The sequence below is a fragment of the Lapidilactobacillus gannanensis genome (genome assembly GCF_003946675.1).
Taxonomy (GTDB): Bacteria; Bacillota; Bacilli; order Lactobacillales; family Lactobacillaceae; genus Lapidilactobacillus; species Lapidilactobacillus gannanensis.
In genome coordinates this window covers 53,321-65,961 of sequence record NZ_RHOT01000010.1, presented here as the reverse complement: position 1 = coordinate 65,961, position 12,641 = coordinate 53,321, and the positions used below count along the sequence as shown (strand labels likewise).

Annotated in this window: 13 protein-coding genes; 11 read left to right on the top strand and 2 right to left on the bottom strand. The window is 46.3% G+C overall.

Going from position 1 to position 12,641, the window contains the following annotated elements; all coding sequences use genetic code 11:
• Window positions 1–405: 405 nt before the first annotated feature.
• Window positions 406–813, bottom strand: a complete 408-nt coding sequence (locus EKM81_RS04355) for a NusG domain II-containing protein (RefSeq protein WP_032774913.1) — start codon at window positions 811–813, stop codon at window positions 406–408.
• Between the two features lie 164 nt (window positions 814–977).
• Here EKM81_RS04355 and EKM81_RS04350 point away from each other — a divergent pair, with 164 nt between their 5' ends.
• The 11 genes from EKM81_RS04350 (at window position 978) to EKM81_RS04300 (ending at window position 11,533) form a co-directional block, all read left to right on the top strand.
• Window positions 978–2,519 carry an ABC transporter permease/substrate-binding protein gene (locus tag EKM81_RS04350; protein ID WP_016383454.1) on the top strand — a complete coding sequence of 514 codons (1,542 nt, stop codon included), beginning with the start codon at window positions 978–980 and terminating at the stop codon, window positions 2,517–2,519.
• The gene (locus EKM81_RS04345; protein WP_016383453.1) at window positions 2,519–3,463 is read left to right on the top strand and encodes an ATP-binding cassette domain-containing protein; all 945 of its coding nucleotides are present in this window, start codon (window positions 2,519–2,521) and stop codon (window positions 3,461–3,463) included. Before EKM81_RS04350 ends, EKM81_RS04345 begins: the two co-directional genes overlap by 1 nt.
• A gap of 145 nt (window positions 3,464–3,608) precedes the next feature.
• Window positions 3,609–5,663, top strand: coding sequence for a heavy metal translocating P-type ATPase (locus tag EKM81_RS04340; RefSeq protein WP_016383452.1), 2,055 nt, complete (start codon window positions 3,609–3,611; stop codon window positions 5,661–5,663).
• 254 nt (window positions 5,664–5,917) lie between these two features.
• Window positions 5,918–6,058 (top strand): hypothetical protein, encoded by a 141-nt coding sequence (locus EKM81_RS04335; RefSeq protein ID WP_032774909.1) that lies wholly within the window; start codon window positions 5,918–5,920, stop codon window positions 6,056–6,058.
• 29 nt (window positions 6,059–6,087) lie between these two features.
• On the top strand, window positions 6,088–6,771 hold the full coding sequence (locus EKM81_RS04330; RefSeq protein WP_016383451.1) for a response regulator transcription factor: 684 nt from the start codon (window positions 6,088–6,090) through the stop codon (window positions 6,769–6,771).
• Window positions 6,768–8,126 carry a sensor histidine kinase gene (locus EKM81_RS04325; RefSeq protein WP_016383450.1) on the top strand — a complete coding sequence of 453 codons (1,359 nt, stop codon included), beginning with the start codon at window positions 6,768–6,770 and terminating at the stop codon, window positions 8,124–8,126. The genes EKM81_RS04330 and EKM81_RS04325 overlap by 4 nt, the downstream gene beginning before the upstream one ends.
• Window positions 8,113–8,922, top strand: a complete 810-nt coding sequence (gene lgt, locus EKM81_RS04320; RefSeq protein ID WP_016383449.1) for a prolipoprotein diacylglyceryl transferase — start codon at window positions 8,113–8,115, stop codon at window positions 8,920–8,922. Before EKM81_RS04325 ends, lgt begins: the two co-directional genes overlap by 14 nt.
• A 12-nt stretch (window positions 8,923–8,934) precedes the next feature.
• Window positions 8,935–9,135 (top strand): hypothetical protein, encoded by a 201-nt coding sequence (locus EKM81_RS04315; protein ID WP_016383448.1) that lies wholly within the window; start codon window positions 8,935–8,937, stop codon window positions 9,133–9,135.
• 17 nt (window positions 9,136–9,152) lie between these two features.
• A complete protein-coding gene (locus EKM81_RS04310; RefSeq protein WP_123018965.1) occupies window positions 9,153–9,653 on the top strand; it encodes a hypothetical protein in 501 nt (166 codons plus the stop codon).
• A 15-nt stretch (window positions 9,654–9,668) separates the two neighbouring features.
• Entirely contained in the window at window positions 9,669–10,256 is a 588-nt protein-coding gene (locus tag EKM81_RS04305; protein WP_016383444.1) for a LemA family protein, read from the top strand.
• 206 nt (window positions 10,257–10,462) lie between these two features.
• On the top strand, window positions 10,463–11,533 hold the full coding sequence (locus EKM81_RS04300) for an NlpC/P60 family protein (RefSeq protein ID WP_125648888.1): 1,071 nt from the start codon (window positions 10,463–10,465) through the stop codon (window positions 11,531–11,533).
• Between the two features lie 183 nt (window positions 11,534–11,716).
• Here the strand turns inward: EKM81_RS04300 and EKM81_RS04295 are convergent, their stop codons facing one another.
• Window positions 11,717–12,640, bottom strand: coding sequence for a conjugal transfer protein (locus tag EKM81_RS04295; protein ID WP_123018964.1), 924 nt, complete (start codon window positions 12,638–12,640; stop codon window positions 11,717–11,719).
• Window position 12,641 lies beyond the last annotated feature (1 nt).

Genomic DNA, 12,641 nt, shown 5'->3' with positions numbered 1-12,641 from the left:
CGGTTCAGTCTCTTTCACATCGCCGGTAGGATTACTTGGCACGCCCGTCGTGTGGTGATTCATCTTGCTTCTAACTATGTTTACAAGAACTGGTTTAGTCGGCTCATGGACGAAGTCCATCAGTTGGCGACCTGAACTGAATAACTGAATAGGTCGTGCGTCGAGCCGAAAACTGGGTCGGTCTGTTCGTGGTGCATCGATCACCAACTTCTCCGCTCAGTCAGTATTCGCAACGCTCCAAACGTTGCTTTCAGACCGGCCAGATGCGATTTCATGTCCCCAATACCGAGGTGAATAATCCAGGGTAATTGTTACTAACAACACAAACGGCTCCGTATCACGATTCGGATTGAATCGAGGTGCGAAGCCGTTTGTGTTGTCTAAGCTTACGTCGGCGCGATATTGTCATGGTTGGACCAACCCGTCGCTGGCATCATTGTTTTCTTTGGCATTCGTGCTGCGAATTCGAATGATAAGTTTGTGCGGAAGACAAATGCTTTGTTGGCCGACAGATCGAATCCAACTGGTATGGACCGCAATTTGATCTGGTGTGTTGTCCTCCTTATCGCGGATGCGAGCGCCATCCACTTCGATAATGTTGTATTCACCTGGATGTGGATGAAGTGTGAATTGATAATGTCGCTTATTTCCAGATAACGTCACTTTACGCACAATTTTGCCATCGATGCTGATGGTGGCGTAATGTGTTGAATTTTGTGGTTGCTGTGCTTGTTGATGCCAAAAAATCACTAACGGAATGAAACTGGTAACCAACAGTAAGAGCACAATGGGAACATCATATGGCCTTAACATACGCAATAGTCGATTCTCCTTAAAATAGTCAGCGTGATTATCTCATGGACTGCCGCTGCAAGCAACCAGGTAATTGTTTCGGCTTTTTTCAAGAAAGTGTCGATTGACACAATTTCTCCACATCGACGGATTAAAGTTACATTTGTAAACCCAGGGAGGATAATATGACAGCGTTAATCAAAACTTTAATCGACCGTCGCAGTGATTTACTGACTGCATTGATTCAACATCTAGAGCTTTCAATGATCGCCTTGCTGATCGCAGTAGCAATTGCAGTGCCGTTAGCAATTTTGGTCATTCCGCATCGAAAGGTAGCAGAAGTATTGATGCAAGTGACCAGTATCTTACAAACAATTCCCTCTTTGGCTTTGTTAGGACTGCTGATCCCTTTCGTTGGGATCGGGAATACCCCTGCAATCATCGCCTTGATCGCCTACGCCCTACTCCCAATTTTCACCAATACGTATACCGGCATCAGTCAAATCGACCCGTTATACCATGAAGCGGCAACTGCTTTTGGGATGACCCGGTGGCAACAATTACGGAAAGTGGAGCTGCCAATGGCAATGCCAACCATTCTTTCCGGCATTCGCACAGCAACTGTGATGATCATTGGTACCGCGACATTGGCCGCTTTGGTTGGGGCAGGTGGCTTAGGGACGTTCATCTTATTGGGGATCAATCGTAATGATTCTGACCTTACGTTGATTGGTGCAATCGCAGCAGCTGGTTTGGCTGTTATCCTTTCTTTAGTATTGGCCGGACTGCAAAAACTGAAATGGAAACAAATCTTGATCGGCTTGTCGATCCTTATCGTCGCAGGTGGTGGTGGCTGGGGAATTAAGCAACTGACGGCACCTACAGTCGTAAATATCACGATTGCTGGGAAGCTTGGATCGGAGCCCGACATTCTGATCAATATGTATAAGTTGATGATTGAAGCCAAAACCACCCGTGTGCATGTGACACTAAAACCGAATTTTGGTCAGACCACGTTTTTATATCGCGCATTGAAAGCCAAAAAAATCGACGTTTACCCTGAGTTTACGGGAACGGTGCTAGAAAGTTTTGTCAAGCCAACAGCTAAACAATCTGCTGCAATCGCGCAAGGTGCTGATAGCTACCCAGTGGCTAAACAGTTGATCAAGCGCCAAGATCATCTCACGTTACTCAAACCTTTGGCTTACAACAATACTTATGCGGTGGTCGTGACAAAGAAATTTGCCGAGGAAAATCATGTTCAAACGATTTCAGATCTTCGTCGCGTTCAATCGAATCTCAAAGCGGGATTTGATCTTGAATTTATTGACCGTCGAGATGGGAATGTAGGGCTGAAACAAGTTTATGGATTGAATTTAGCGATCAGCTCAATGGATCCGTCATTACGTTATCTGGCTTTGAATAAAGGCGATATTAATGTAACTGATGGGTACTCGACTGATTCACAACTGGCACAGTATCATCTGATTGCTTTGAAAGACGATCGTCATTTATTTCCAGAATATCGTGGGGCACCGCTAATGCGAACAGATTTTGCCCAAAGTCATCCACAGATCGTTAAAATCTTGAACGAACTTGCTGGAAAGATCACGGAAACTCAAATGCAAGCGATGAACTATGCCGTCAATGTTCAGAAAAAAAGCGCTGCTAGTGTGGCAAAGCAATTCTTGATACAGCATCACTTATTGACGAATGGGAGTAAATAATGACAGGTACATTAAAAATTTGTGGTGTCACAAAGCAAATGGCTGGTAAAGATGTGGTGTCACAGCTGGATTTATCGGTGCGTGCGGGTGAATTGTTTGTATTGGTGGGTGAATCCGGGTCGGGAAAGACCACAATATTAAGAATGATCGATCGTCTAATCGAACCCAGTGCGGGTCAAATCCGCTTGGACGGAAAACCAATCGAAAGTTTTCCTGTGACTGAACTGCATCGTAGCATCGGGTATATATTCCAACAAGGGACGTTATTTCCCACAATGACGGTATATCAAAATATCGCGCTGATCCCGGAACTAAAACATTGGGCGGCTACCAAAATTCACGAGCGGGCTAGTACCTTGATGGACGCCGTGTCCTTACCACTCAGTACTTATGCAGGACGCTACCCCCATGAATTATCGGGCGGTGAGCAGCAAAGGGTCGGCATTGTGCGGGCGTTGATTGCAGATCCAAAGCTAATTTTAATGGATGAACCGTTCTCGGCGCTGGATCCTATTGTGCGCCAGGAACTGCAAACATTATTGTTGAGGTTGCATGAAGAACTCGACTCTACCGTGATTTTTGTGACTCATGATATGCAAGAAGCCCTACGGCTGGGGGATCGTATCGGTGTGATGCGCGCAGGATGCTTGCTTCAAGTCGATGCGCCGAAAGTGCTCCGTCAGCATCCAGCCAATCAATTTGTGGCGTCACTGTTTGCCAATCAGCAACAGCGGGGATTTGGAGATATCCGCTCAAGTGAATTGATCAAGTTTGCCCTACCGACGCATGAAGTGTTGGGAGAAACGCTGAACGGTAATGCCTCAATCAATGAGGTGATTACCAGTTTAGATCAACATTCGCGAGTCTTTATTGAAGTCTCGACAGGGCGTTATGTGGTCACCCAGCAAGTGTTGATCAAATGGTTATGCGAATTTCAACAGTAGGACTGTTGACAACTGTAAATGGAAGCATTATAATACGCTTGTATTTACAGTTGTAAACGTTGTGGCTATTCCACTAACATCATAATATCTACATGTGTGCCAGTTAAGCTATTCATGGTGTTAGGGAGAATATGGAGGAATTGCAATGAATAACATGGATATGCACCACGATCATCATGAGATGAAAGACATGCAGATGGATAACACCATGATGCAACACGGTGGTCAGATGATGCACATGGGAAATTTGAAGTTGAAGTTCTGGATTTCTCTAGTCGCATCTATTCCGGTCATTATACTGTCACCTATGTTAAAAGTTGCTTGGTTGCCGACATTCTCATTTCCAGGATCAGAATGGGTGGCTTTGATCTTAGCCTCATTCTTATATTTCTACGGTGGGGCACCTTTTATCACTGGTGCTGTGGCGGAAATCAAGGCCAAGAAACCGGAAATGATGACTCTGATTGCGATCGGGATCTCTGTTTCATATTTTTACAGTATCTATTCATTTGTGATGAATCATTTCATCGCGCCAAACGGCAATGTGATGGACTTCTTCTGGGAGTTAGCCACATTGATCGATATTATGTTGTTGGGTCATTGGATTGAAATGAATGCTGTGATGGCTGCTGGTAATGCGCTCCAGAAGATGGCGGCGTTGTTACCAGGTGAAGCAACGGTGATCGATACAGACGGCACACAACGCACGGTGCCGCTAAAAGCAGTTAAGGTCAATGACGTTGTGTTGGTTAAAGCTGGCGCCAAAATTCCAGCTGACGGTGTGATCACAGCAGGCAACACGTCAGTGAACGAAAGCTTGGTGACTGGTGAAGCACGGGCCATCACTAAAACTGTGAAGGACAAGGTCATCGGTGGCTCAACCAACGGTGCCGGGACGTTACAAGTGAAAGTTACCGGTACCGGGGATTCAGGGTATCTGGCGCAAGTGATGCAACTGGTGAGTGATGCTCAACGTGAACAATCCAGCGCCGAAGGCATTGCTGATAAAGTTGCAGGTTGGTTGGTCTACATTGCCGTTTCCGTGGCGCTGATCACGTTTATCGTGTGGTGGGCGTTGACTGGAGAATTTAATTTTGCTTTGGAGCGGATGGTCACGATTTTGGTTATCGCATGTCCGCATGCATTGGGCTTAGCAATTCCACTGGTAGTTGCGCGTTCGACCTCGATCGGTGCGAAGAACGGTTTATTGACGCGCAAGCGCCAAGCATTGGAAGATGCTGATCACCTCGATATGGTTCTGATGGACAAAACTGGTACTTTGACCGCAGGAAACTTTGCCGTAGCCGCGTTTGATTCATGGGATGACAGTTTTTCAAGCCGTGACGTGTTAGCGAATTTCGCGGCGCTTGAGCAAAACTCTAGCCATCCCTTGTCGGTAGGAATCCTTAATGCTGCCAAACATGAAAACGTAGACGTCCCAAAGGCCAACGATGTGATCAACATCGCTGGTACCGGGTTGTCCGGCTCGGTAGGCGGGCGAGCATTAATGATCGCCAATGAGCGGTATCTCATTGACCAAGGAATCAGTTATGATCACGATGTTGTCCATGAATGGGCGACGAAAGGCAATACCGTTAGCTTTTTGCTAGCAGATCAACAGGCGGTTGGCTTTGTCGCACAAGGCGATCAAATTAAACCTGAATCGAAGAAGTTGATTGACGGACTAAAAGCACGTCATATTACCCCGGTAATGTTGACTGGCGACAATAAACAAGTTGCTCTGGTGGTAGCTAAGCAACTGGGTATTGCGGAAGTCGATGTTCACGCTGAACTCAAACCGGCCGACAAGGAAGGCATCGTGCGCCAATATCAAGCGGGCAAGCATACGGTGGCAATGGTCGGTGACGGGGTCAACGACGCTCCCAGCTTGGCTCGGGCAGATATCGGGATCGCCATTGGTGCCGGAACGGATGTTGCGCTTGATTCTGCGGATATCGTGCTAGTTCGCAGTGAGCCGTCTGACATTCTGAATTTCTTAGAGCTAGCTCATAATACTAGCCGTAAAATGGTACAAAATTTGTGGTTTGGCGCAGGTTACAATATTTTCGCGATCCCCTTAGCGAGTGGTATCCTGGCTCCCGTAGGATTTGTGTTAAGTCCGGCATTGGGTGCGGTATTGATGGGATTGAGTACGATCGTGGTGGCCATCAATGCCCAAACTTTGCACATCCGCAAATGAGGTGAACGAAATGACCAGTTCAAAAAAAGCAGTGGCGGTATTAGTCAGCTTCGTGGTAACGGTGCTTCTGGTAAATGCTTGGTGGCTATTTCAATATTTACGTTAGACCCACAGATAAGGAGTGATTCATTATGTGGACATTGATTATCTTTTTAGTTGCATGTCTGGCCATGCATGGTGTGATGATGTTATTCATGCACAAGGGCCATTCGCATCATGACCTTTAATTCTTGTAAACACAAAAGGAGCAATCTATGACGACTTGGATATTTCTGATCGCGATGTTGGCGATTCACGGTGTAATGATGTTTATGATGCCTGGTATGCATGGCGGACACGGCCATGATCACGCTAAGAAACACGTTGATGAAGATGATGACGAAAACGACGAATAATCAATTCGTCAAAGCAGCAGGAGGTCCCGATGAAAGTATTAGTCGTTGATGACGAGCCGAAAATCGTTGAAATTGTGACCGCGTATTTGCAAAAGGCGGGGTATATGGTCGAATCTACTGATAGTGGCACGCAAGCCCTGGCAATGGCACAGTCACATGACGTGGACTTGGTGGTGCTTGATTTGATGTTACCAGATATGAATGGACTTGAAGTTGCCCAGTTGCTGCGTGAAACTCGGCATGTCCCAATCATCATGTTAACGGCTCGTTCCAGTGAGGCTGATGTGATCAAGGGTTTACGTACTGGTGCAGATGACTATATCATTAAGCCGTTTAGTCCACGTATTTTAGTTGCGAGGGTAGAATCGGTTTTACGTCGCCAAGTTCCAAATCACGCTGACGAAATCTGCACTGATGATGGCAAAATCAAGGTCAACTTGATGACGCGGGAGGTGCGCTGCCATGGAGAAACAATTGAATTAACCAAGACTGAATTTGATTTGTTAGAAGTCATGATCCGTCATCCTAAACAAATCTTTTCTCGCGAGCAATTGATCCAAACGACGCGCGGGATCGATTATGAAGGAATGGATCGCATGATTGACTCGCACATCAAAAATTTGCGTAAGAAGTTGGAAGTTGATCCTAAAAGCCCTCACTATATCAAAACTGCCACGGGCAGTGGATACTTTTTTACTGAGGTTTCTGCATGAAAATGTCGTTGCGGACGCAATTGTTATTGATTTTTACCACTGTGATTGTATTGATCATCGGTGCCGTTAGCCTGGTAACGGTGGCGCTAACCAATGATCACTTTGACAAATATGTGACACAACGCAACAGCACGACTTTGGTCACCATACGGCAACAAATTGCGTTGAGCTATGTAAACAACCATGATCAATGGCAGGCCAAGCAATTACGGGAGATTCGCAATACTGGCTATCGGGCCGGTGTGCTAGTGACGATTTACGCGCCTGATGGGCGCATTCTGATGCGACCGACTGCCAAACAGCAGCAGTCTGTTAGCACCGGGTTTGACCGCAAACACACCGAATCGATTCGTATCCAAGGCAAAGTGGTCGCCAACGCTGTATTCTCCGGATATGATCCTTTGGGTTATGGACGCCACGACGTTGAATATGTCAGTGAATTGAAAACTAGCTTGATTACCATTGCGGTCATCACATTCATGGTGACCATCGTGATTGCTTGGTGGCTGGCAGGACGCCTGACTGCGCCAATCAAACGGGTTGTTGCTTTTACGGGTAAAGTGGCGACAGGAAACTATCAACAGCCGCTTCCGGCGAATACTCGCATCACCGAGATCATTACTTTATTGGAGTCTGTCAATGCACTATCAGGTCAATTGAATCGTCAGCAGGAAACCCGTGAGCAGCTATCCTCCGATATCGCGCACGAATTACGAACACCATTGACGATGTTACAAGGGACGCTGGAAGCGATGATTGATGGCGTGTGGGAAATTTCAACCGAACGGCTACAAAATATGGATGAGGAAGTGATCCGTTTGACTCATTTGATTAAGAATATTGAATTGATTGCTTCCATCGAAACCGATGCGGATCAATTACACAAAGCCCGCTTTGACATAGGCGCAATGGTTGATGCAGTCACTCAGAACTTCCAAGCGAAATTGGAGGCCAAGCAGCAGCGTATCACAGTCGCGACGCGCAAGATCATGATGTATGGTGATGAAGAAAAGCTACGGCAAGTCTTGCTCAACCTCTTGACCAACGCATCGAAGTTCTCTGACTTTGGTGCCACGATTCAGGTGCGTTTAATGCAAGAATCTGCCAATGCCGTGATTCAAGTTATCGATTCTGGTATTGGAATCGACGCCAAAGAATTGGTGCATATTTTTGACCATTTCTATATGGCCGACCCGGCACGTTCAAGTCGCAACGGCGGTCAGGGGATCGGCTTGGCGATGGTGAAAACAATTGTTGCCGCACATGGTGGTGCAGTCAAGGTTGATAGTCAGTTGATGAAGGGCAGCACGTTTACAGTTAAATTGCCCATTCAAGGAGGTGATGATCATCGGTAGTCTTAATCCAATTGCCCTTCAATTTGGCCCGTTTACGATTCGTTGGTATGGCTTGATTATTGTGACTGGTGTCATCGTGGCTTATGCAATGGTGCAAAGAGAAGCGAAACGCCAACATATCGATAGTGAACTTTTCGACGATTTGATCTTGTGGGGGTTACCGGTTGGGATTATCAGTGCGCGCATTTACTACGTCGTCTTCGAGTGGTCCAGTTACCGGAATAATCCCGCTGAAATCATTGCCATCTGGCATGGTGGTATTGCAATCTATGGTGGCTTGATTGGCGGATTTTTAGTGGCGATATTGGTGGCGCGCAAGCATCACGTTTCGCTTTGGCAAATGTTAGATGTACTAGCTCCGGCGGTGTTAATGGCACAGTCAATTGGCCGTTGGGGTAACTTCATGAATCAAGAAGCTCATGGTGCAGTGACGACGTTAGCGTTCTTGCGTGGTTTACACTTACCGGACTTTATTATTCGGCAAATGTGGATCGATGGTGCTTATCGACAACCCACGTTCTTGTATGAATCATTGTGGAGCTTGACCGGAGTGATACTGTTTTTAGCATTACGCCATCGTAAACAGCTTTTTCGGCGCGGCGAGCTGTTTCTTGCCTATCTGATTTGGTACGGTACTGGGCGGATGTTCATTGAAGGGATGCGCACTGATAGCTTATATTTAATTGGCGATATCCGAGTATCACAAGTACTTTCGGTGATTTTAGTGATTACGGCGATTGTACTGATTGTTGTACGGCGTAGGCATAATGTTGAATGGGCTGATTTGGCTGAATGAGGTGAGCAGATTATGCGTAAAATAGTCTTACATTTCACTAGCATGTGTTGTGAATGGCGAGTCAAAAGCATCTTTTTCACGTTGCATGACGTGATCGGAGTTGATACCGTCACCTTGGACTTTGATTCCAGTAATGCGACAGTTATCGCTGATCGTACATTGAAACCCATGGCCTTAGTCAACTTATTCGGTGATGCCAGTGTTGTCGCATAGATTGGAGGGACTTTATTATGTTCAGTGTAATATTGATCGATACGGCAAATGTCGTGTTTTTCGGACTTGCCGTGTATTACATCTATTGGCAAGCGAAAATTGATGTCCGGGCTAACTATAGCATTACTTCGGTTTTGATGGGAGCGTTCTTTCTAATGTGGTTGGTCAACGGTCAAATCGGTGGTCGTTTGGATTATGCCATCTTTCTCGCTTTGTTTATCATGATCAACATCATCTTTGGCGTTGGTGGGTTAGGCAAGAATTTTTTGATCAGTCAGAGTTTTGGCCTGCGTCGGCGTATTGACTTCAAACATATCACGGAGATTCGTTTGACACCTTTTGCGCAAACCAGCCGTGGTGGTCGAGTGCTGGGGCAATTTATCACGGATAAACATCAACGTATTCAGTTGGTTTTCTCAGGTGATGTTGACTCGTTGCGTGGCGTATTACAAACGCGAGTGAGTGAGCAGGTCTCAATCGAACAAGGCTCTTCCGGGTCTGGATCCATGGGTTGTTGAAGGGTAGCGAGATGATTGAAGAATATTCATTTGAAGCCAAAATTCATCATCGGCATTGCCCTCATCATCCTGTTGGCGATGGGGACGCTTGTGGCAATCAGGCAGTATAATACACTGCAGCAGAAGAAGCAATCAGTAGATGCGAGCTGGAGCAAAGTAGCGGTTGCAATGCAACGACGGTCTGACTTGATTCCCAACTTAGTCGCCGTCGTTAAAGGACAGATGAAAGATGAAACAAAAGTGTTTATTGGGATTGCGAAGGCGCGTTCAGCATATCATGATGCAAACAGTACCGTAGCCAAAGCCAATGCAGACCGTCAGCTGAATCAACAGGTTGTGACCTTAGTTAGTGTGATTCAAGAGCAGTATCCTCAGTTAGGGTCACAGAAATCAGTTAGCGGGTTAATGACTAACCTGGTGGCTGCTGAAAATCAGATAGCAATATCGCGATCAAGTTACATCAGTGAAGCTACGCAATACAATCGTTTGCTCAGTACCTTTCCGAGGAATATAACTGCTCAACTACTGGGCTTTAAGTTGAAGCCGTTATTTAAGTCGACGCATGACGCCCGCCAAACACCTAAGATCAATTTGACGAATTAATGAATGAACAAGACAAGTTAGTAATCAATCGATGCGTTGCCGAGATAAACCGGCAGCGTATTTTTTTCGATGGAATGAATTTGTCATGTAAGTGCTGGCTTTGTTACATGACGGTAATCGGGTCTACACCGATTCTCCACAATCGTTGGCTAATATGACATCATGGCAAGTGCAAGTGATATCTTCACTCGGGAGGAACAGACAATATGAAATTGACAAAATTATCAATGATTGGATTGACCAGCGCAACGATCCTTGCAGGGATCGCACTCTCACAAACTAATGGTGTACATGCAAGTACCTTAAGCACGAAGTATTCGTCAAATGTACGCCAAGCACCCACCATTCACGCTGCAATTACTGGTGGTTTAGCGGTTGGTACTGATCGTAATTATCAAACTGTGGCACAAGCTGATGGCTATACGTGGTATCAACTGGCAAATAATCAATGGGTTGCCAATGCTGGTGCTCAACCGATCACCGGAAAGCTTACGGTGATCGCTGGCTCAAATAAGCGCACTGGGCCTGGGTTAAAGTACCAGATTGTTGGTAGTTTTACGACTGGTCAAAGCCTTAGCTTCACCAACACGACAAAAGCTGACGGATATACTTGGTATCAAGTTGGCAATGGTGCATGGGTGGCTAGTGCTGGTACCCGTGAAGTTAGTGATACTAACGCAGTATCAACTGCTGCAATCAAGCAATCAACGACGACTTCGGAAGCAAGCAACGGCGCTTCTCAAACGGCAAGCACAGCTTCCGCGACAACACCAGTTCAAAACTCTACAGCAGCATCACAAAGCAGCTCAACTCGCAGCGCTACAGCCCAGAGTACAACAACGCAAAGTACAGTAACACAAAGTACAGTAACACAAAGTACAGTAACACAAAGTACAACTGGTACTTCGGTTAGTGCAAAAGCAGCAGCAGTAATTGCATTAGCCAGACAGCAAGTAGGGAAGCCGTATGTATACGGGGCAAAGGGCCCCAATAGTTTTGATTGTTCTGGATTGATGTATTACGTGTTCTCTCACGCATTAGGGATGAATATCGGTGGCTGGACAGGCACCCAGCAGTATGCTGGTACGCGCGTTAACTTGAGCAATCTTCAGCCCGGTGACCTCTTATTCTGGGGCAACAGCGGTACCCCTTATCATGATGCGCTCTACATTGGCAATAACCAGTTTATCGACGCGCCGAAGCCTGGTGAAACAGTTCGTGTATCAACGATTTCAAGTTACTTTATGCCATCGTTTGGGGTACGCGTGCTGAAATAATTTGGTCGTAACTGTCCACCTTTTTAGTTGAACGTGTGGATAATCATGTCTTGTTGTAAATTCTACCGTGATTGTTAGTAGGGCAACTTCAAAACAGACGACATATACTTGAAAAAAGGCACTAAAGAACTCGACTTAACCATTCCGCAAAAATGCGTGGTGGTTGAGCCGAGTTCTTTTACATTACATGCCGTCGATAATCGTCCAGTTGTTGTTTTGTTTCGAAAGGTTCAGAGTGTATTGCGAAACCTGGGTCATGTCGTTGTCAGTGTCGAGGTATTTTACAGATAAGGTGACAGTTAAACCGTTTTTCGTCTGCTTGAAGATTGGATCGAGTAGCTCAACAAACTTGAGATTCCGTTTGATTGGGCGTGCGCCGTTCTTGACGTAATACTTGAGTTCGTTGCGATCGCTTTGCGGGTAAAGTGCGAAGAACGTCTTGAGGAACTTGGTGACGTCTTCTGTGGTGGCGCTGTCTACCGAATCATCGGACTGTGTGTCCGGTAGCTTGATTCGTGCTGTCGCTGGTTCAGCGGCAATGGTTGGGTTCTTGGTGACTACCATATCGCCGTTGCCGTTTTGCATAATGTTGATGGTGTAGGTGCTGGTCACGGACTTTTTGTCTTTACCCTTGGTGAGATCTTGGGTCACTGTGAATAGTACGCGGAATGTGTCTTTGGCGGTCTTGCTTACGTCCCAGACTTTGACCTCACTTACCGTGGCAGTTGTTGGAATATCGTTGCGCACGGTGTCGGCATTCAGTGATTGCAGTTGTTCTACGAGGTACGGTTGCAAGTTCTTCTGCCGTTGATCCAGCGCTTCATGATTCGGCTGCCAAGCGTAGTAGATCTTCGCGAAGTCAGTGGTGAAGGTTGCCAACGCGTGAGTGTCGATCACCTTAGTCTTCATAACTTGGGTTTCATGAATCGTGTGGGTGTCGATAGCGGTCAGGTCTTTATAGACGCCGAAGCTGGTAGCGCCGATTAGTACCGCCCAGCAAAGTAGGGTTACCGGGCGCCGCAAACCGCGCCGTTTGATCTTCGGCGGCTTTGGTGCGGCTGGTTGTTTCTTGAACCAGCCTTTCTTTTTGGTTTCATTTTTACTCAAG